This window comes from Mycobacterium sp. RTGN5 (genome assembly GCF_033804465.1).
Lineage (GTDB): Bacteria > Actinomycetota > Actinomycetes > Mycobacteriales > Mycobacteriaceae > Mycobacterium.
This window is the reverse complement of record NZ_JAPZLA010000005.1, coordinates 1-20,122: the sequence shown is the minus strand read 5'-3', so window position 1 is coordinate 20,122 and position 20,122 is coordinate 1. Positions and strand designations below refer to the sequence as shown.

The following is a 20,122-nucleotide window of genomic DNA, read 5'->3' as shown; positions in this document are numbered from 1 at the left end:
CGGCGGGCTGTAGGTCGGCGGGCTGTAGGTCGGGGCAAGGCTTTCGGCCGGCGTGGTTACCGTGGGCTGAGCCGTCGGCGGCGCAGCAGGTGTGGAAATCGGCGTCGTAACCAGAGGACCGGGGGCGAGCCAGGGTGCGGTTACGGGAACCGTCGTGCTCGTCGGGGCGGGCGAGACAGGAACATCGTCGGGAACGCTCGGTGTGTAGCGCAGCGTCGCGACTGCCAGCCCGGCGACCACCACGCTGAGGACCGTCATCACGATTCCCCGAAGTGATACGTGTTCCTTGAATTTCGCGATGCTCGTCATCCACCCCACAGGGGCTAGACACTAGCTGGTTTGTCAGCGGCGCGGATGTCAGCCCCGCCGGTAAGCGGGTGCAAGAATCTTCGATGTGGATCAGCCCAAGCCGCGCTGGATACCTGCCCCGCTATGGCCCTGGCTGAACAAGCGCTGGGTCAAAGCACTACTCGTGATCGCGGTGTTCGCACTACTCGGCGTGATCTTCATGCTGACCTCCGACCGCAAGGACTCCGCGTACTGGGCGGGCTATACCGACGGGCAGCGCTGGGTCGACGCCGGCGGCTACCGGGCCCACGAGGAGTCCATCTCCGCGTACTGCGCCGGCCAGGCCGCGCAGCAGGCCATCAACTACCAGCGCGGCTGTGTCGACGGCGCGCACAACGCCATGCACTAGCCGAAGTGGTTGGCCCGAAGGGGTTGGTTAGGACTGAGATTCGACGCGGATCGGTTCGGTGTTCTCCGCCGCGGGCCTCGGCCACGGGCTCGGCACCGGGCGCGGGCGCGGGCGCTGCGGCCACCAGAACCAACGACCCATCAGCGCGGCGATCGACGGCGTCATAAACGATCGGATCACCAGCGTGTCGACCAGTAGACCCATCCCGATGGTCGTGCCGACTTGCGCCAGAATCGTCAGCTCACTGAATGCCATGGCCGCCATCGTCACCGCGAACACCAGTCCCGCAGACGTGACCACCGAGCCGCTGCCGCCCATCGCCCGGATGATGCCGGTCCGCAATCCGGCCGGGATCTCCTCCTTGAGGCGGGCGACCAGTAGCAGGTTGTAGTCCGAACCCACCGCCAGCAAGATGATTACCGACATGATCAGCACCATCCAGTGCAGCGGGCGGCCGATCAGGTCCTGCCAGATCAGCACCGACAAGCCGAATGACGTGCCCAGTGACAACACCACCGTGCCCACGATCACCGCGGAGGCCACCACGGCGCGGGTGATGATCAGCATGATCACGAAGATCAGGCACAGCGCAGCCACACCGGCGATCAGCAGGTCGTAGTCGGCGCTGTCCTGCATGTCCTTGAAGCTGGCCGCGGTGCCGGCCAGATAGATCTTGGACCCCTCAAGCGGAGTGCCCTTGATCGCCTCGAACGCCGCGTTCTTGATCGGGTCGACGTGGGTGAGGCCTTCCGGCGACATCGGATCACCCTCGTGAGAGATGATGAACCGCACCGCTTTTCCGTCCGGCGACAAAAACATCTTCATGCCGCGCTTGAAGTCCGGATTGTCGAACGCCTCAGGCGGAAGGTAGAACGAATCGTCGTTCTTGGCCTCGTCGAACGCCTTGCCCATCGCGCTCTGGTTGTCCTGCATGGCCGCGATCTGGTCCTGCTGACCGGACTGAGTGCTCTGCATCGTCAACTGCATGGTCCGCATGGACTTCATGGTGTCGATCATCGGCGGCATCAGCATGCGCATCTGAGACGTCAGCAAGTCCAGCTTGTGCAGGTCGGGCACCAAAGTCTGGAAGTCGTCGGTCATCGTGTCGATGCCGTCGAGGGTGTCGAACACCGACCGGATCGACCAGCACATCGGGATGTCGTAGCAGTGCGGTTCCCAGTAGAGGTAGTTGCGGATCGGCCGGAAGAAGTCGTCGAAGTCGGCGATGTGATTGCGCAGTGTCTGGATGTCGGCCAGCGTCAGGTCCATCTTGCCGACCATGCTGTGGGTGACGGCATTGAGCTCACCCAGCAGGTCGTACATCTGCGTCATCGTGTTGACCGACACCTGCATGTCGTCGCCCATTTTGAGCAAGTCCTTCATGCGATCCTGCATGTAGGACTGGTTCAGCGTCTGCGTGGTGCCCTGCATACCCAGCAGGAACGGAATCGAGCTGTGCTCAATCGGGGTGCCGAGCGGCCGCGTGATGGTCTGCACCCGCCCGATGCCCGGCGTGTGGAAGATGGCCTTGGCGACCCGGTCGATGACCAGGAAGTCCGCCGAGTTGCGCAGGTCGTGATCGCTTTGCAGCATCAGCAATTCGGGGCTCAGCCGAGCCTCCGGGAAGTGCCGCTCGGCGGCCGCGAACCCTTCGCTGGCGGGGATGTCCGGCGGCAGGTAGTGCCGGTCGTTGTAGTCGGTGTGGTAGCCGGGCAGCGCGACGAGTCCGATCAGGCAGACGAAGGTCGTCGCGACCAAGATCGGTCCGGGCCAGCGCACGACGGCGGCGCCGATGCGGCGCCAGAACCGTTCGCGCGAGGCGCGTTTGGGCTCCAGCAGACCGAAGCGGCTGGCGGCAGTGACGACCGCAGGTCCCAGCGTGAGCGCCGCGCCCACCACTACGAGCATGCCGAAGAACAGCGGCACGCCCATCGAGCTGAACATCGGGCTGCGGGTGAAGTGCAGACAGAACAACGCACCGGCAATGGTCAGACCGGATCCGAGGATCACATGTGACGTGCCGTGATACATGTCGTAGTACGCCGCCTCTTTGTCGGCGCCCTTACTTCGAGCCTCTTGATAGCGCCCGAACAGGAAGATCACGTAGTCGGTGCCGGCCGCGATGGCCACCATCACGAGCAGGTTGACCGCGAACGTCGACAGCCCGATCAGATGGTGATAGCCCAGGAAGGCCACCACACCGCGGGCGGCGGCCAGTTCGAGGAACACCATGAACAGCGCGAGCAGCACGGTGACGATGGAGCGGTAGACGAACAGCAGCATCACGGTGATGACGCCGAACGTCAGGCCGGTGATGATCTTGAGGCTTCGGTCACCGGCGATGTGGGTGTCGTTGATCAGCGCCGCGGAACCGGTGACGTAGGCCTTGATCCCGGCCGGCGCGGGCACGCTCTCGACGACCTGCTTGACCGCCTCGACCGACTCGTTGGCCAGTCCCTCGCCCATGTTGCCGGCCAGATAGGCCTGCACGTATGCCGATTTCCCGTCGGAGCTCTGCGAGCCGGCGGCGGTCAGCGGGTCGCTCCAGAAGTCCTGGATGTGCTCGACGTGCTTCTTATCGGCGTCGAGCTTCTTGATGATCTCGTCGTAGTACTGATGCGCGGAGTCGCCGAGGGGCTGATCGCTCTCCAACACGATCATCACCGAGGTGTTCGATTTGAACTCCTGGAACGTCGTGCCGATCGTGCTCATCGCGATGGACGACGGCGCGTCCATGGCCGTCATCGGCACCGACTGCGATTGGCCGACCACTTCGACCTGGGGCACCACGATGTTGGTGATGACCGTGAGCGCCAGCCAGCCAAGGATGATCGGGACGGACAGCCAACGCACCCACTGCGCGATGTGCGGGCGCTTGCCGTCCTCGGTCTGCGGCTTGTCGCCTTTGTTCAGTGTGATCATGCGGACTTGACCAGGCAGAAGGTCTGGGCGCTCACCCCGGTCGAGGTCTTCTCGTCCTTGAGTTCGCCGTTCACCGTGATGCGGCAGCCGATGGTGTCACTGTCGCCCTGGGCGACGATGTTGGCCGAGGCTGCCGGCGCGGTGGTCGTCAAGGTGAGAGACCACGGAAGGGTGACGTCCCGCGCGATCTGCGGCTGGGCGTCCAGGTCGAGATAGTTGATGGTCGCTACGGAGCCGGGCGGACCGTAGATCTCGTACACGACAGTCTTGGGATTGAACGGCTTGGTGTCGTTGGCCAGGCCACTGCCCGGGCGGGTCAGCTCGGTCTTGCCGAACACACCGTGCAGACGGAACACGCCGAACGCGGCGATGACGACCACCAGAACGATCACGACGGGCAGCCAGACCTTGCGCAGCAGCTTCATCGGTCCACCGCGCCGCTTGGTGCCGTGACCGGCGGATTGGGCCTGCTTCTGTTCCGGGCCGGCCTGGGCGCCGTCGTCCGCCGACGCGCCCGACGAGGTGTAGGTCTGGCTCTCCGTGGTCATGACCTGCCCCCCTTCCGGCCTTGCAGTTCAGCCTGTCGATTCACCGCGGCTGCATTTAGCACCGCTACATAGTAGGACTAACGGATCTCGTCAGCATAACCCGTGTGATGAGCCTCATGGGTCAGGAAAAGTTCGGGCGGCCGTCACAGCACCCCAGCTATTCGAGGGTGGCGGTGAGCCCGAATTCGTCGAGCACCTGCGCGACCGCGACCTTCAACTGGTCCTTGCCGTTCGGGCCGCCGGGCTGCCACGCCGCTACCGAGAGCGAGACTTTTCCGTTGACCTGGGCGGATGCCACAAACAGCGTCCCGCCGAGCCGGTCGAGGATGTCGGCGGTGGTCCTTGACTCGATTTGCCGCACGACGATGCACTCGGCGTCGGTGCCGTCCGGCCGGTTCACCGGCGCGTCGAGTTTCCCGAGGTTGGAACAACCGACGGGGGCACCCGCGCCCAGCGCCATCCCCTCGAGCCGGCGCGCCAGACCGGCCGGCACCAACGGTGCGAGCGCCACCGGGCCCAGCAGTTCGAAGCGCGTCTCGGACAGCGCTGCCAGATTTCGCTTCAGTTCGGCCCGCACGTCACGCAGGCTCGTCGTGACATTGGCCGGGTCGATCATCAGCGTCATTCCACTCAGCGCATTGGCCCTGGTATCACCCTCGGTGCGCTCGCTGACCGGGAACTGCAGCCTCACCAGTCCGGAGCCGTCGACCCGGCCGAACAACTGCCCGAGCCTGGCGCCGATCCCGGCGAACAGCGAATTACTGGTTCCACCAAGGCTTTCCATGCGGCCCTGCCACTGAGCCTCGTCGATCTGCGCCACCACAGATGGCACGGTGACCAGCGCCACGCCGTCCAGCTTGGCGGGCGCCGGGCCCGAGCGGCCTGCCGACGAAGCGATGTCCCTGGCGTTGTTGCGCGCGAGCTTGATCCCGGCGACCACCGCCTTGGCGATGTCGGGAATCGCGCGCAGGACCTGCGCCCCATCCTGGCGCAGCGCCTGGCCGCGGGTGCGCGCACCCGGCTCTGGGTAGCCCAACTCCCAGGTCTCGCCGCGGGAGGCCTTGGAGATCGCCTGCGTGATCGCGAGGCCGTCGCAGATCGTGTGCGAGCCGATCAGCGTGATCGCGGCCCCGCCTTCGATCAACGGCTGCACCGCCAGCCGCCAGGACGGCCCGGCTTCGGGGTCGATCGGGACGCGCAGCTGCTCGTCGAAGAAGGCCATCGCCTCAGTACGTGGGCGGGCGGTGGCGGCGAGGTCGATGTCGGCGGGACCGCGCCAGGTGACCCAGTGGTCCCGCGCGAAGGGCAGCGGCGACCTCTCGACCCGGCGCCCGAGCAGGCCGTGACCGAGGTTGTGGTGGAACCGCCGCACCGCGTCGAGGTCCACCGGATGCTCGTAGATCCAGCAGTACTGGGCGAGCGGCCCACGACCAAGCGCCCGAAGTCCGAGGAAGGATCCCTGATCGATGTACGCCAATGTGGAGTCCACGACCGGCATTTTACTCAGCCTGCGGTATCACCCCCGCACAGCCGTCGGGCTTCCTTTTCGCTTGAGCTCCACACCGAGCTCGGCCGGTGGCACGAGATGACCTTCGGCACAGCGGATTTCGACGGTTGCGTCAGCCCCGCAGTCGAGGTGGGTCAGCCGAAGCCGGCTGTCGTTGCTCAGGTGGCGCCGCCCCCACTCGAACATCGACCACACCACCGGCATCAGTTCGGTGCCGGCCGGCGTGAGCACGTACTCGTCGCGGACCCGCTGCCCCGGCTCGCGGTAAGGCTGCCTGGTCAGCAGGCCGGCATCGACCAGTTCGGCAAGGCGGGCCGCAGTGGCGGCCTTGGTGATGCCCACCCGGCGCGCGAAGTCGTCGAACCGGGTGGTGCCGTAGTAGGCCTCGCGCAGGATGAGCATCGCCGACTTGGTTCCGATGACTGCCATGGTCTTCTCGATCGGGCATCTGCCCACCGCCGACCAGGTATCGCGGTCGACCAGCGGGCCCTGCAGCACTGTCACGTAAGTCACTCCAATCCTGAGTTGTTTTCACTATACCTAGGTGTTATAGCTGAGTATAGGAAGCAATACTCAGTGACGAGTTCAGGAGGACACAATGGCCGGTTACGCAGGACGTGACGCCGTCATCGTCGGAGCGGTCCGCACGCCGATCGGCAAGGGTAAGCCAAGCGGTGCCCTGCATTCAGTGTTGCCCGCCGATCTACTCGCCCATAGCCTGACCGAGCTGGTCGCCCGCACCGGGGTCGACCCGGCCGAGGTCGACGACGTTATCGCCGGCGCGGTATCGCAGGTCGGCGACCAGGCGGTCAACATCGCCCGCAACGCCTTGCTGGGCGCGGGCTTCCCCGACACGGTTCCCGGCACCACCGTCGATCGTCAGTGCGGTTCCAGCCAGCAGGCGATCTCGTTCGCCGCGCAGGGCGTCATCGCCGGCGCCTACGACGTGGTGATCGCCGGCGGCGTGGAGTCGATGAGCCGGGTACCGATGGGGTCGTCGGTGCTCCCCGGCAGCGATCCGTTCGGCACCCGCTTCGCCGAGCGCTACTCCGAGGGGCTGGTACCTCAGGGCATCAGCGCTGAGCTGATCGCCGCGCGCTGGGGGCTGTCACGCGCCGAGCTCGACGAGTTCTCCGCCGGCAGCCACGAGAAGGCGGCCAGGGCCACCAAGGACGGCTTGTTCGACAACGAGCTGGTGCCGATCGCGGGCCTGCAGTACGACGAGATCATCCGGCCTGGCACCACGGTCGACACCCTGGCCGGGCTCAAGCCGGCGTTTTACAACGAGGCCTACGCGGCGCGCTTCCCCCAGATCAACTGGGAGATCACGCCCGGCAACTCGTCGCCGTTGTCCGACGGCAGCGCCGCGGTGCTGATCACCTCGTCCGAGGTGGCTCGCAAGCACGGTTGGAAGCCGCTGGCTCGGATCCACACCACGACCGTCGTGGGCTCCGACCCGCTGTACATGCTGACCGGCGTCATCCCGGCGACCGAGAAGGTACTGGCCCGGGCGGGACTCACGTTGGCCGATATCGACCTGTTCGAGGTGAACGAGGCCTTCGCGCCGGTGGTGTTGAGCTGGGCCCACGACACCGGGGCTGACCTCTCCAAAACCAACGTCAACGGCGGCGCCATCGCGATCGGGCACCCGCTCGGTGCCAGCGGCGCGCGGATCATGACCACGCTGGTCAATGCGCTGGAGCAGCGCGGCGGGCGCTACGGCCTGCAGACTATGTGTGAGGGCGGCGGCATGGCCAACGCCACCATCATCGAGCGGTTGGGCTGATCATGACTGAGATCGCGTTCACCGGAGTGCGGGTGCGCTATGACAGCACCAAGAGTTACGACGAACTCCTCGCCGCGCTGCTCGCCGACATCGGCGAGCAGCCGGTGCCGATCGACAAGATCGGGGCAGCGGGCGGCGATTGGCAGTCCTACCAGGAGAAGGTGGAAAAGTACGTCGGGCCAAGCGGATTCATGCTGTTCGCCTTGTTCGACCACGGTGGCTGGATTCCGAAAGCCGGCATCGACCGCAAGGCGCTGCGCGTCATCCTCGGTAACCCGTTGATCGCGATCACCATGATCCGTCACGACGTGACGGCGGGCCTGTTCGCCCCTGTCGAGCTGTTGCTTGTCGACGAGCCCGAGGGCAGGAGCAGCCTGACGTACGTCAAGCCGTCGTCGCTGATGGTCGTGGAGCCCAACCCCGCTCTCCTCAGCGCCGCCGAGGACCTCGACGCCAAGCTCGCGGCCTTGGCCGCCAAGGTCACTTAAACCGCGCCGAAGTGCAGCCGGCTGGACAATACTTTTGCCGATGCAACCTCATCGGTTTTGTATCGCGGGCATGGTCGCCCTCTCAGTGATCGCAGCGGGATGCTCGAGCAACGACTCGTCCTCGGAATCGACCTCGAGCCAGGCGTCATCCTCGACATCTGCCGCCCCATCCAGCTCGGCAGCGCCGACCACGACCTCGGCGTCGGCCTCCTCGTCAGCGCCGGCCGGAGCCTTGGACGACAACACCTGCTACGACATCGGCTTCGCCAAGGACGGTTTGATGCTGGCCAGCACCCCCGACAAGGCACGCACGTCGGCCGACACGCTGGAAAAGTACAGTCCCCCCGACCCGGTGAAGGCCGCGATCGAGCACTTCGTCACGACGGTCGGCGCGCAGCCCACTGATGCCGATCTCGATGCCAACCGGAACGCGATCACCGCTTGGCTCAAGCAGATCTGCCCGATCCTCAACTAAGCGATTTCGGCTGGACAATACTTTTGCCGATGCAATTACGCCGGGTTCCTCTCGCAGGGATGATGGCCGTCGCATTGATCGCGGCGGGGTGCTCGACCAACCACTCCTCCGGATCGACGTCGACCTCGACGACGACGACCTCGAGCTCTTCTGCCAAACAAGCGACGACCTCCACAACATCGGCGCCGACCACCACCTCAGCTCAGGCCGGGGCGTTGGACACGGACACCTGCTGGGACATCAGCAGCGCCAAAGACGATTTGATGGTCGCCGACAATTCCGAGAAAGCGCGCGCAGCCGCCGACTCGCTCGAAAAGTACAGCCCTCCCCACCTGGTGAGGGACGCCATCGAGCACTACGTCACCACTCTCGGCGCGCAGGCCGACGATCCCGACAACTCCGCATTGGCGTACCTGCTCAACGATTGGGTCAAGCAACTCTGCCCGAACCTGAAGTAGCCGGGCGGAATTGGTCAGAGCGCGATCAGCGAGACCGTGTTACCAGGGTTCGAGCCGCCCACGACCGAACCCTGGACGTAAGCGAAGCGGCCGTCGGCCGTGACCGCGAAGGTCGACGGGAAACCGTTGTAGAGGATGGTTCTCAAGACGGAATTGTCGGTGGCGTCGACCACCGACAGCCGGCCGAAGACGCCCTGGCCGATCAACCCGCTGCTGAGTACATACACCCGAGTGCCGTCGTCGCTGAGCTGGACCTGTGATGCCGGGTCGGAGATGAACTGGCGGTTGTCCAACGAGATTCGCGCGACGACGGTGTTGGTGGCGGTGTCGAAGACCATCAGCGGGTTGGGCACGGAGTTGGTGGCCGACGGGATGTAGACGCGGCTCCCATCGGGACTGACGGCCAGCTGACCGGGGCCGAAATGACCGCTGGACCCGTAGTCGATTGTCTTCGAGATGTAGGTGCTGGCAGCCAGATCGATCGCGTAGATCGTGCCACTGTAGGCACTGACGACATAGAGATTCTGACCATTGGGGCTGATCGCTACCGACGTCAACGGCGCATATCCATCGCTGGGCACGAGCGAGAAGGTGATTTTCGCGGTGGTTCCGGTCGCTGTGTCGAATTCTGTTATGACACCGTCGGTTTGGCTGGCATCACCGACGGTGTAGACGTACTTCCCGTCCTTGGTGATGACGGTGCCCGCATTGGATGCGGCCACCGACACCGTCTTGATGACCGTGTTGTCGGCTGCGTTGACCACGACGAGTTGACCACCGTGCGCGGCGTAGATACGGCTGCCGTCGGGGCTGAACGTCAGGTAGGTGGGATTCGATGAGGCGATACGTGAATCGAGCGGACCGCCGACCGTGTTGGTGGCCGTGTTCACGACATACAAGCCTCTGCTTGAGGTTTCGACGTACAGGCGGCTGCCATTCGGGTTGAGCCAGATGTTCGTAGGACCGAGGCCGGCCAGACCGGCAATCGTTCCGATGACCGTGCCTGGTGCCGGATTGATGGGACTCACTGTCACACTGACGGATTCATCCGTGGACGCCAGGCCGTTGCTGGCAGTCACCGTGAAGGAATCGATGACGGCGGTGACGCTCAAACCGGCGGCTTGGCGGGCCTCCGGAGTCGGCGTGTAAGTGTAGTCCCCGGTTGGGCTCACATCGACTGAGCCTTGACCGGGCTTGGTTGTGACGCTGTAGCTCAACGGTTTTCCGGCAGGATCGGTGAAATTGAGGTTCCCGATCACCACACCGGTGACAGGGTCCGGCTTACCGACGGTCGGGATACCGGCCACCGGCTTGTCGAGCTGCAGCACTGGCACGGTGATGAATTGAACGGTCGAGGCGGCGCCGTCGCTGGCGGTGATGCTGAACATGTCGGTGGTCGTCGGGGTGGCCAATACTCGGGCGGCCTCCGCCGGTGTATAGGAGAACGTCCCGTTGGTGTAGACGTGCACCACGCCACTGGCGGCCTGGGCGAAGATGTAAGTCATGGGCAGTCCGGCCGGCACCGTGAACGCCCATGTGCCGGTGACGGCGCCCGTAACAGGGTCGGGTGTGCCGACGGTTGGGGTGCCGGCCACCGGGACGAACCCCAGAGCCCTGTCGAGGCTCCGGAACACGCCCCACAGGAATCCGCCGATCGGGTTCCGCGGTGGCGTTGGCGTATTGACCTGGAAGAGGCGCACCAGTGCCGACATCAACCCCGACGTCAGACCCGTGAGCGGGTTCACCGGAGCCTTCAGTGGCGCGGCAACCATTTCCGACGCGATGCGGCCAGCGCTGACAGTGCCGACCTTGACGGTTCGGGTTACCGGTCGACTGCCCGCGGCGGCGCGCGGGCGAGGTGTGACGTTCCCCGTCACCCGGGACGATTTGTTGGGCGCGGGCCTCGAGTGTGGGCGGCCAGACTGGCCGGTGGCGTGACTCGACGGTGACGTGGCAGGTCCCGCGCTATCGGCACGGGCAACACCCGTCCCACCGACGAGGGCAGCACCGACACCGAGAGTGACCGCTCCTGCGCCCAACCATGTGTACGGTTCCAGGCGCCGACGCCGCCGTGCGCGATTCCGAGCAGCCATGGTCGAGCACCCCCGAACTGGCAGCCCTGGCGCCGGCGTGTTGCCGGGCTGCGACTGCTCAGTACGAGATTTTGCTATTAGACAGGCTTCGGCGCTAGAGATAACCCCGAATCGAGTAGTCGACTACCTACGTCTGCCGACGTCAAAAATTTGCTGTCGCGACGGATCTTCCCGAGAGCTACGCCCTGGTCAGCTCGAACAGCGGGATGACCCGGCTGGTCTTGGCCTGGTACTCGCCGAATCCAGGCGACACCGCGACGACCTTCGGGTAGGCCTCGTCCCGCTCGGCGAGGGAGAGCTCGCGGGCGACCACGTCGTAGGCATCCGTGCCGATTTCGATGTGCGCCTGCGGGTTAGCCCGCAGGTTGTGCACCCAGTCCGGATTCGTGTCCGCGCCGGCCTTCGAGCCGATGATGATCAGCTTGCCGTCGACCTCGAAATACGCCAGCGGCACGAGCCGCTGCTTGCCGGACTTCGCGCCGGTCGTGGCGAGGAGCAGCAGCGGCCTGCCCTCGAAGGGCCCGCCTACGACGCCGGCGTTCGACCGGAACTCGTCGACGATGTTGGTGTTGAAATCGTTCATGAACGACGCGTCCGGTGAGCTCATGGCTTGTCCAGCGTGGCTTTGAAATCTATTCCGGATTCCTTGCGCTGCTGAGCGGTGATCGGAGCCGGGGCGTCGGTCAGCGGGTCGACCCCACCGCCGGACTTCGGGAACGCGATCACCTCGCGGATCGAGTCCACCCCGGCCAGCAGCGCGACGATGCGATCCCAGCCGAACGCGATACCGCCGTGCGGCGGCGCGCCAAAGGTGAAGGCATCCAACAGGAATCCGAACTTCTCCTGCGCCTCGGCGTGGTCGATGCCCATCATCGCGAACACCCGCTCTTGGACATCGCGGCGGTGGATACGAATGGATCCGCCGCCGATCTCGTTGCCGTTGCAGACGATGTCGTACGCGTTGGCCAGCGCCGAACCGGGATCGGTGTCGAACGTCGCCTCCGACTCGGGCATCGGCGAGGTGAACGCGTGGTGCACTGCGGTCCAGCCTCCCGAACCCACCGCGACGTCGCCGGCGGCCGTCGCCTCGTCGGTCGGCTCGAACAGCGGCCATTTCACGATCCAGGTGAAGGCCCACTGGTCCGGATCGATGAGGTCGAGCCGCTTGGCGATCTCGATACGCGTCGCACCGAGCAGCCCGCGGGCACCCTTGGGAGTGCCGGCCGCGAAGAACACGCAGTCCCCCGGGTTGGCGCCGACATGCGCGGCGAGGCCGTCACGTTCGGCGTCGGAAAGATTCTTGGCGACCGGGCCGCTCAGTTCACCGTCGTCACCGATGAGCACATAGGCCAGCCCCTTGTGTCCGCGCTGTTTGGCGAACTCCTGCCAGCCGTCCAGCGTCCGGCGCGGCTGCGACGCCCCGCCGGCCATCACGACGGCGCCGACATAGGGCGCCTGGAACACCCGGAACGGCGTGTCCGCGAAGTACTCGGTGCACTCGACGAGCTCGACGGCGAATCGCAGGTCGGGCTTGTCGGACCCGAAGCGTCCCATCGCCTCGGCGTAACACATCCGCGGGATCGGCGTCGGCAAGTCGTAGCCGATCGTGGACCACACCGCCCGCAGCACTTCTTCCGAGACGGCGATGACGTCGTCGGCGTCGACGAAACTCATCTCCATATCCAGCTGGGTGAACTCCGGCTGGCGATCGGCGCGGAAATCCTCGTCGCGGTAGCAACGCGCGATCTGGTAGTAGCGCTCCATGCCCGCCACCATCAACAGCTGCTTGAACAGCTGCGGGCTTTGCGGCAGCGCGTAGAACGAGCCGGGCTGCAGCCGGGCCGGCACCAGGAAGTCGCGGGCACCCTCCGGCGTCGAGCGGGTCAGGGTCGGCGTTTCGATTTCGACGAAGTCGTGGCCGGCCAGCACCGAGCGCGCGGCCGCATTGACCTTGGAGCGCAACCGGATCGCGTCACCGGGGCCACCCTCGCGGCGCAGGTCGAGATAGCGATACTTGAGCCGGGCTTCCTCGCCGGCCTGATCGTCGAGCTGGAACGGCAGCGGGGCGCTCTCCCCCAGGACCGTCAGCGATGTCGCGTTGACTTCGATCTCGCCGGTCGGGATCTCGGCGTTGGCGTTGCCCTCGGGGCGGACCTCGACCACACCCTCGACGGCGACGCAGAACTCGGCGCGCAGCCGGTGCGCCTGAGCCAAGACCTCCGCGTCGCGGAACACCACCTGGGACGTCCCGGACGAGTCGCGCAGATCGATGAAGATGACGCCGCCATGGTCGCGCCGGCGGGCCACCCAACCGGCCAGGATGACCGTCTGTCCGGCATCGGTGGCCCGCAACGTACCGGCGGCGTGACTGCGCAGCACTGGAAACTCCTGGGTGATCTAGACAAAACAAGTATGGAAATCGAGGGCTCAGTCTATGAGGTGGACCCGACCGGACATTCGCCACCTCGGTGTATGGTCGGCGCGGAGGTAGCCCGATGACCACGATGTATCCCTGCGAGCGCGTCGACCTGAATTGGATCAAGAGCGCGCCGTCGCGCCTCTCCAACAGCGTGGACCTGGCCATCACGCCCGAGCAGTTGTTCGATGTCCTCGCCGACGCCGAATCCTGGCCGAAGTGGGCGAAGGTCATCACCAAGGTCACCTGGACCAGCCCCAAGCCGTACGGCATCGGCACCACCCGTACCGTCGACATGCTCGGCGGGCTGGTCGGCGACGAGGAGTTTCTGGCCTGGGAGCCGTTCCGCTACATGGCTTTTCGTTTCAACACGTGCTCGAACAAGGTGGTCGCGGCGTTCGCCGAGGAGTACACCGTGGTGGAAACGCCGGGTGGCTGCCGGCTGACGTGGACGCTGGCGCAGAAGGCCAACGGTCCGGCCCGGCTCGGCCTGGTCGTGGGCGGCCCGCTGATGAACCTGTCGTTCAAGTGGTTCCTGGCCAACCTGCGCCGGTACACCGACAAGCACTACGGGTAATCGATGGGGCTAGTAGAGCCCCAACCAGGCTTCCCGGCGCTGCGCGTCCGGATCGTTGACGGAGACGTCGCGGTTCGACTGGATGACGCGGGTGCGCCGCCGCTCGGTGTCGTAGCGCGGCCAGTCCTCGAGCGTGCCGTGGGTGGCGAAATTCAGCCAGGTGCGCTGCATCCGGCGGCCCACCGAGGGCTGCACATGCCGGCCAAGCGGGTGCAGCTTGCGGCCCAGATACGAGCCGTAGCTGTGTTGGATGTGCACGATCTCGCTGCCATGGGTGGCGCCGAGCCCGAGCATCCGCAGGGTCCAGGTGGTGTGGTCGAACCGGTAGACGTGGGTGATCGCGTGCGAACTGTAGGCGTCGGCGAACGCCCAGGTCGGCGCCCCGAACATCACATCGGAGCCCACCGCGATCTGCGACCGCCTGCGCGGATAGTCCGGATAGCTGGCCAGCACCCGGTCCCGCGCGTCGGGCGCCACCCGGTCAAAGTACGCGTCGATGCTGCTCTGCGTGGTCGGCAGCATGGGGGGTTTGGACCAGGCGAACATCGACGCCTCGTGACTGTTGGTCCCCACGATCAGCGGCACCGGGTTGAGCTCACCGGCCCGCGCTGCCTCGATCGGGTGTCGCGGCAACAGGTCGACCCCGTAGGTGAGCCCGTAGGCCAGCGTCGGGCTGGTCGCCACGCTGCGGCGCTGGATCTCACCCGCCGCACGACGCAGCACCCGCTGCGGCAGGACCGGGAAGGCCGCGGGATCGGAGCCGACGACGTCGACGAACTCATGCGCGCGCCACGCCCGGGTGGCGCGGTCGGCAATCAGCGGCAGCGCCGGGCTCTGCGCGATCGCGCGGGCGAACAAGCCCTCACCCGCGGGGCTGGCCAGCAGCGCCAGCACCGACGTCGCCCCCGCCGACTCACCAAAGATGGTGACGCGCTGCGGATCTCCTCCGAAGGCCGCGATGTTGTCCTGCACCCAGCGCAGTGCCGCGATCTGGTCGCGCAAACACAGGTTGTCAGCGAACCCAGCACCGAGGTCGCCGAGTTCGAATCCGCCGAACACGCCAAGCCGATAGGTCACGTTGACCACGACGACGTCGCCGTTGGCGGCCAGCCGCGAGCCGTTGTAGAGCTGCAGCTGCCCGGCGCCGTAGACAAAGGCTCCGCCGGGGATCCAGACCATGACGGGTAGTGGCTTGTTTGTAGGAGGCGCCCACACCGTGAGGGTCAGGCAGGCCTCATCGCGGATCTTCGGGTCGTCGCGCCCGCCACCGACGAACGAGCGGCCTTGCGGGGGCATCGGTCCGAACTCCACGGCATCGCGCACGCCCGACCACGACTGCAATGGGATGGGCGCCCGGAACCGGCGGTCCCCGATGGGTTGCTCGGCGTAGGGAATGCCGCGCCAGACTCGGACGCCGCTCTCGGTGGTGCCGCGCACCGCACCTAGGGAGGTGTGGACCACGGTCGACGGATCCGCGACGACGGTCACGGCGCAATCGTAGTGTGGCAAGGTGAACGAGCCGGTAAGTCTGCGCTGGGGTGTCGATCTCGAGGAGTGGCCATGACCTTCAACGAGGGTATGCAAATCGACACGAGCACCACCTCGACCGGCGGGGGCAGCGGTCGCGGCATCGCCATCGGTGGTGGTCTCGGCGGCCTGGTGGTGGTGCTGCTGGCGGTGTTCCTCGGCGTCGACCCCAGCCAGGTGCTCCCCCAGCAGCCGGCCTTGCCGCCCGGCGCCGAGCAGTCCTCGGGCTATGACCTGAGTAGGTGCAAGACCGGCGCCGACGCCAACGAGTACGTCGAGTGCCGGGTCGTGGCGACCGGCAACTCCGTCGACGGTGTGTGGGCGGACCTGATCAAGGGCTACACCCGCCCCAAGATGATGCTGTTCAAGAACAGCGTGCAAACCGGCTGCGGACCGGCCACCAGCGACGTCGGGCCGTTCTACTGCCCGGTGGACAAAACCGCCTATTTCGACACCGATTTCTTCGACGTCCTCAAGACCCAATTCGGTTCCAGCGGTGGACCGTTGGCGCAGGAGTACGTGGTCGCCCACGAGTACGGCCACCACGTCCAGGACCTGCTCGGGGTGCTGGGCCGCGCGCAGCAGGGTGCGCAGGGCGCCACCGGCGGCAGTGTGCGCACCGAACTGCAGGCCGACTGCTACGCCGGGGTGTGGGCGCATTACGCCGCGATCACCAAGCAGCCGGGCACCGACGTGACGTATCTGCAACCGTTGACCGATAAGGACATTGCCGACGCGTTGTCGGCGGCGTCGTCGGTGGGCGACGACCGGATTCAGAAGCAGGCGACCGGACGAGTCAACCCCGAGCAGTGGACACACGGCTCGTCAGCCGAACGCCAAAAGTGGTTCACCACCGGGTATCAGACCGGCGATCCCAAGCAGTGCGACACGTTCAAGGCCGGGGATCTGGGCTAGGCAGCGCGGCCACCACGTCGACACGGGCCGGGTCAAAGCTGAAATAGCCCTTGATGGGCAGGGTTTCGGGTAGCGGTTCGTCGTAGCTCCAGGCCACGTCCTCGATCCCGCCGGCAGCCCAGTAGGTCGCGTACCCCTTGTAGTTGCAGTAGCTCGACGTGGCCGTCGGGCGCAGCAGATCGGTACGCACGTGGGCGGGCGCGACGTAAAGCCTTGGCGCCAAGGATGTTTCGAACACAATCATGGTGTCGTCGGTGTCCACCAGCACGCCGCCCGCAACCTCGACGCGCAGCCGCCGCCGGGTGGGCCGGCAATCGACTCGGTGATACGGGTTGGGCGGATAATGCACCAGGGTGCGCCCCTCCTCCACCCACGTGTCAGCGGCGTCCCATGGCACCCGCACATAACCGGGCGCGACCTCTTCGGGTTCGGTTGGCAGATCGGCTGTTTCACCGACCGGGAAGACGTAGCTCAACGGCGCCCCGGCGCGGTGGACCAGCAGCGCGTTCTCGGTGTCGATGACCAGCTGCCCACCGCGCAGCGCCTGGACTCGGCGCGGATGGGGCTCGACGAACACGATCGGCTCGGCCACCGGCGCGGAGAACCAGCCGGCCCGGTCCGGACCGAGCGGGCCGCGGCCGGCGACCAGGCTCATCGGGCTAGATCCGGGCTTCGGCGGCGATCGCGTTGTCGGTGGTCCGCAGTGGCCGGATCAACGCGTCCTGGGTGAACGACGCGATCAGCTCACCAGCCTCGGTGTGGATCGCGCCGCGGATGTAGGACATGCCGGCACCGACCTGGGTGCTCTCGTGGGTGTACAGCAGCCAACCACTCCAGCTGACCGGCTCGTGAAAGCTCACCGTGACCGTCATCGGCGCGGTCGAGACCGTGAAGTGCGACTGCGCGGTGCCGATGCCGGCATGCGCGCGCATGGTCGTCGAGATGCCCAGATGCCCGGTGAAGTACGCAATCAGGGCCTTGGCCAGGTCATCGCGGGTCGGGATGGGCTCGTAATGCAGCCACGCGTAGACCTCGGGTGGGCCAACCTCGTCGGGGCTGTTGATGTCGACGACGTCGACGAGCTTGACCTGCCGGCCCTGCATCGGCATTTCGCAGACATTGGACTGATCCGGCCCGGCCACCGTCGGGCGCGGCAGATGGTGGCGGATCACGTCAGCGGTGGGCACGTCGGCCAGGACCGTGAACGTCATGCAGCGCTTGTCGTTCTGCGAGGCGGTGATGATCGCGGACGCCGTCGAGCGCCCCTCGGAGACGACGTCGATATCGAGGACCACCGGCGGGCCCACCAGCACCGCGCGGGCGAACACACTGTGCACCGAGCGAATTGACTTGCCGTCGAAGCGCTTTGCCGCTGCCACGATCGCCTGGGCGAGCACCTGGGTGCCCTCGACCACCTGTCGCTCGTCGGCGTCGGCGATGCCCGTCGGGGCGATGAAGCGATCCTGGCCGTCGGCCTTGACGTCAAAGAGCTCGAGCAAGGCCGCCACTGTCCAGTGGTCCGCGCCGGAGTCTCCGGGGTTCGAAGCCATGTGTTCCCTCACCTCGTCGTATGCCAAGACGGTAACGTCATTCTCGTCACTGTAACCCGACCGATAAGCTGACCCGATGGCCAAGGCCGATGAACGATCGCCCGACGCGATGAGCGCCGATCCGGACACCCGGGAGAGCCGCTTCATGCGGTCGGCCCTGTCGATTCTGGCCGAGACCGGCCGCACCGACTTCACCGTGCTGGAGGTTGTGGAGCGCTCGAAGACCTCGCTGCGCTCCTTCTACCAGCACTTCACCACCAAAGACGAGCTGCTGCTGGCGCTGATCGACACCATCATGGCCGAATCCACCAAGCAGTGGCGCAAAGAGACCGACGGCCTGCCCGCCGCCGATGCGATGCAGTTGTTGATCGACCGGATCTGCACGCCGGCCGAATCCACCAAGCAGGACAGCATCAACCGCGGCCTGACGTACTACAACGACCACCTCGCCGAGACCCTGCCGCGGGAGTACTCGCGCGTCCTGTCGCCGCTGCATCAGCTGATCGGCGAGATCCTCGAACGCGGCAAAGGCGAGGGCACATTCCGGCCCGACCTGCAGTCCAAGACCACCGCCGCGCTCATCATGCAGGCGGTGCTCGGCGCGATGCGGCTGCGCAGCCTGGGTGCCGAACTCAACGGCGTGCCCATCGACGCGGCGCACATATACGACTTCTGCGTGCGCGGCCTGCTCCCCTGACCCGTTTGCACTGGTAGATACACCTTTTTCGGTCGATGTGTTTGCCCAGCTCTTCGCGTGGTAACGTCATTACCGTTAGCCACTCATCAGACTCTCTGGAGGCGGGCCATGCCCTCACGCGAGATGCCCTATCCCATTTTCGATGCCGACAACCACTTCTACGAGCCCAAGGAAGCGCTGACGCAATTCCTGCCGGAGCACCGCAAGGGCGTCATCGACTACATCGACGTCCGTGGCCGCACCAAGATCATGGTGCGCAACCAGGTCAGCGACTACATCCCGAACCCGACCTTCGAGGTGGTCGCCCGGCCCGGCGCCCAGGAGGACTACTTCCGGCACGGCAGCGGCGGCAAGTCCTTCCGCGAGGTGATGGGCAAGCCGATGAAGGCCATCCCCGCGTTCCGCGATCCCGCGGCGCGCCTCGAGGTTCTCGACAGCCTCGGCCTGGACTACACGCTCATGTTCCCGACGCTGGCCAGCCTGGTCGAGGAGCGACTCAAGGACGATCCGGACCTGATCCTCGACATCGTGCACGGGCTGAACCAGTGGATGTACGAGACCTGGCAGTTCAACTATGAGGACCGCATCTTCTCCACGCCGGTCATCAACCTGGCCAACGTCGATCGTGCCCTCGAAGAGCTCGACTGGTGTCTCGAGCGGGGCGCCAAGACCGTCCTGGTCCGGCCCGCGCCGGTGCCCGGTTACCGCGGTAGCCGCTCCATGGGCGTGGAGGAGTTCGATCCGTTCTGGGCCGCCTGCGTCAAGGCCGGCATCCCCGTCTCGATGCACGCATCGGACTCGGGTTACTCCGAATACCTCAACGACTGGGAGCCGGCAAGCGAGTTCAAGCCGTTCTCGCCGACCTCCTTCCGGATGGTCGCGATGGGTAAGCGGCCCATCGAGGACACCATGGCGGCGCTGGTCTGCCACGGTGCACTCACCCGCAACCCCGATCTGCGCATTCTCTCGGTCGAGAATGGCGCGTCATGGGTGCCCACCTTGTTGAAGCAGTTCAAGGACGTGTATTCGAAGATGCCGCAGGGATTCCTCGAGGACCCGATCGAGGCGTTCAAGCGCGGTGTGTACGTCGCCCCCTTCTGGGAGGACGACTTCGCCGAGATGGCCGACCTGTGCGGTGTCGACCGGATCATCTTCGGGTCCGACTGGCCACACCCGGAAGGCATGTCCGATCCGATCACCCTGGTCGACGACCTGCAGGGCCTCGACGAAGAGGGCCAGCGGAAGGTCATGGGCGGCAACATGATCGACCTGTTCAAGGTCCCCAACAAGATCGTCCACAAGCCCGACGTGCCCGCGCTCGTCCTTGCTTGACCCGATCGAATTTGTCGTGATGGACGTGGGGGGGGGGGGGGCGGGGGGGCGCGCGCGGGGGGGGGGGGGGGGGGGGGGGGGGCCCCGCACCAACGCCCCCACCCCCCCACAAACAACAGACACGAGCAACCCAC

Annotated in this window: 20 protein-coding genes; 9 read left to right on the top strand and 11 right to left on the bottom strand. The window is 66.0% G+C overall.

From position 1 onward, the window contains the following. The first annotated feature begins 394 nt into the window (after positions 1–394). Positions 395–697: a hypothetical protein gene (locus tag SLQ31_RS22310; protein ID WP_319436295.1), complete on the top strand. Its 303-nt coding sequence runs from the start codon at positions 395–397 to the stop codon at positions 695–697. A 27-nt stretch (positions 698–724) separates the two neighbouring features. Here the strand turns inward: SLQ31_RS22310 and SLQ31_RS22305 are convergent, their stop codons facing one another. From SLQ31_RS22305 to SLQ31_RS22290, 4 genes are all read right to left on the bottom strand, one after another. Then, positions 725–3,619 (bottom strand): MMPL family transporter, encoded by a 2,895-nt coding sequence (locus SLQ31_RS22305; RefSeq protein WP_319436293.1) that lies wholly within the window; start codon positions 3,617–3,619, stop codon positions 725–727. Continuing rightward, complete coding sequence (locus tag SLQ31_RS22300; protein ID WP_319436617.1) at positions 3,616–4,044, bottom strand: MmpS family transport accessory protein; 429 nt, start codon at positions 4,042–4,044, stop codon at positions 3,616–3,618. Before SLQ31_RS22300 ends, SLQ31_RS22305 begins: the two co-directional genes overlap by 4 nt. Positions 4,045–4,324: 280 nt before the next feature. Beyond that, positions 4,325–5,665: a hypothetical protein gene (locus tag SLQ31_RS22295; protein WP_319436291.1), complete on the bottom strand. Its 1,341-nt coding sequence runs from the start codon at positions 5,663–5,665 to the stop codon at positions 4,325–4,327. An 18-nt stretch (positions 5,666–5,683) separates the two neighbouring features. Beyond that, a complete protein-coding gene (locus SLQ31_RS22290) occupies positions 5,684–6,178 on the bottom strand; it encodes a helix-turn-helix domain-containing protein (protein WP_319436289.1) in 495 nt (164 codons plus the stop codon). Positions 6,179–6,272: 94 nt separating this feature from the next. Between SLQ31_RS22290 and SLQ31_RS22285 the strand changes: the two genes are divergently transcribed. Both SLQ31_RS22285 and SLQ31_RS22280 read left to right on the top strand, forming a co-directional pair. Next, positions 6,273–7,460, top strand: coding sequence for an acetyl-CoA C-acyltransferase (locus SLQ31_RS22285; protein ID WP_319436287.1), 1,188 nt, complete (start codon positions 6,273–6,275; stop codon positions 7,458–7,460). A gap of 2 nt (positions 7,461–7,462) precedes the next feature. Then, on the top strand, positions 7,463–7,948 hold the full coding sequence (locus SLQ31_RS22280; RefSeq protein WP_319436285.1) for a DUF302 domain-containing protein: 486 nt from the start codon (positions 7,463–7,465) through the stop codon (positions 7,946–7,948). 48 nt (positions 7,949–7,996) lie between these two features. Here SLQ31_RS22280 and SLQ31_RS22275 read toward each other — a convergent pair whose 3' ends face one another. Continuing rightward, positions 7,997–8,194, bottom strand: coding sequence for a hypothetical protein (locus tag SLQ31_RS22275; protein WP_319436283.1), 198 nt, complete (start codon positions 8,192–8,194; stop codon positions 7,997–7,999). On the opposite strand from SLQ31_RS22275, the gene SLQ31_RS22270 reads away from it, so the two are divergent. Together SLQ31_RS22270 and SLQ31_RS22265 are read left to right on the top strand one after the other, a co-directional pair. Then, a complete protein-coding gene (locus tag SLQ31_RS22270; RefSeq protein WP_319436281.1) occupies positions 8,181–8,423 on the top strand; it encodes a hypothetical protein in 243 nt (80 codons plus the stop codon). The genes SLQ31_RS22275 and SLQ31_RS22270 overlap by 14 nt on opposite strands. Positions 8,424–8,485: 62 nt before the next feature. Beyond that, on the top strand, positions 8,486–8,881 hold the full coding sequence (locus SLQ31_RS22265) for a hypothetical protein (protein ID WP_319436279.1): 396 nt from the start codon (positions 8,486–8,488) through the stop codon (positions 8,879–8,881). A gap of 14 nt (positions 8,882–8,895) precedes the next feature. Here the strand turns inward: SLQ31_RS22265 and SLQ31_RS22260 are convergent, their stop codons facing one another. From SLQ31_RS22260 to aspS, 3 genes are all read right to left on the bottom strand, one after another. Continuing rightward, a complete protein-coding gene (locus SLQ31_RS22260; RefSeq protein WP_319436278.1) occupies positions 8,896–10,653 on the bottom strand; it encodes a VCBS domain-containing protein in 1,758 nt (585 codons plus the stop codon). Positions 10,654–11,152: 499 nt separating this feature from the next. Further along, positions 11,153–11,581: a nitroreductase family deazaflavin-dependent oxidoreductase gene (locus tag SLQ31_RS22255; RefSeq protein WP_319436277.1), complete on the bottom strand. Its 429-nt coding sequence runs from the start codon at positions 11,579–11,581 to the stop codon at positions 11,153–11,155. Beyond that, positions 11,578–13,353 carry an aspartate--tRNA ligase gene (gene aspS, locus SLQ31_RS22250; protein WP_319436275.1) on the bottom strand — a complete coding sequence of 592 codons (1,776 nt, stop codon included), beginning with the start codon at positions 13,351–13,353 and terminating at the stop codon, positions 11,578–11,580. The genes SLQ31_RS22255 and aspS overlap by 4 nt, the downstream gene beginning before the upstream one ends. A gap of 125 nt (positions 13,354–13,478) precedes the next feature. Between aspS and SLQ31_RS22245 the strand changes: the two genes are divergently transcribed. After that, the gene (locus tag SLQ31_RS22245) at positions 13,479–13,967 is read left to right on the top strand and encodes an SRPBCC family protein (protein WP_319436616.1); all 489 of its coding nucleotides are present in this window, start codon (positions 13,479–13,481) and stop codon (positions 13,965–13,967) included. Between the two features lie 9 nt (positions 13,968–13,976). Here SLQ31_RS22245 and SLQ31_RS22240 read toward each other — a convergent pair whose 3' ends face one another. After that, positions 13,977–15,455 carry a carboxylesterase/lipase family protein gene (locus SLQ31_RS22240; RefSeq protein ID WP_319436274.1) on the bottom strand — a complete coding sequence of 493 codons (1,479 nt, stop codon included), beginning with the start codon at positions 15,453–15,455 and terminating at the stop codon, positions 13,977–13,979. A 72-nt stretch (positions 15,456–15,527) separates the two neighbouring features. On the opposite strand from SLQ31_RS22240, the gene SLQ31_RS22235 reads away from it, so the two are divergent. Next, positions 15,528–16,409 carry a neutral zinc metallopeptidase gene (locus tag SLQ31_RS22235; protein WP_319436273.1) on the top strand — a complete coding sequence of 294 codons (882 nt, stop codon included), beginning with the start codon at positions 15,528–15,530 and terminating at the stop codon, positions 16,407–16,409. Here SLQ31_RS22235 and SLQ31_RS22230 read toward each other — a convergent pair. Together SLQ31_RS22230 and SLQ31_RS22225 are read right to left on the bottom strand one after the other, a co-directional pair. After that, complete coding sequence (locus SLQ31_RS22230; RefSeq protein WP_319436272.1) at positions 16,387–17,064, bottom strand: DUF427 domain-containing protein; 678 nt, start codon at positions 17,062–17,064, stop codon at positions 16,387–16,389. The genes SLQ31_RS22235 and SLQ31_RS22230 overlap by 23 nt on opposite strands. Before the next feature lie 4 nt (positions 17,065–17,068). Next, on the bottom strand, positions 17,069–17,959 hold the full coding sequence (locus SLQ31_RS22225) for an acyl-CoA thioesterase (protein ID WP_319436270.1): 891 nt from the start codon (positions 17,957–17,959) through the stop codon (positions 17,069–17,071). Between the two features lie 76 nt (positions 17,960–18,035). On the opposite strand from SLQ31_RS22225, the gene SLQ31_RS22220 reads away from it, so the two are divergent. Then, a complete protein-coding gene (locus tag SLQ31_RS22220) occupies positions 18,036–18,656 on the top strand; it encodes a TetR/AcrR family transcriptional regulator (protein ID WP_319436269.1) in 621 nt (206 codons plus the stop codon). A gap of 108 nt (positions 18,657–18,764) precedes the next feature. Next, positions 18,765–19,988 (top strand): amidohydrolase family protein, encoded by a 1,224-nt coding sequence (locus SLQ31_RS22215; protein ID WP_319436267.1) that lies wholly within the window; start codon positions 18,765–18,767, stop codon positions 19,986–19,988. Positions 19,989–20,122: the final 134 nt, after the last annotated feature.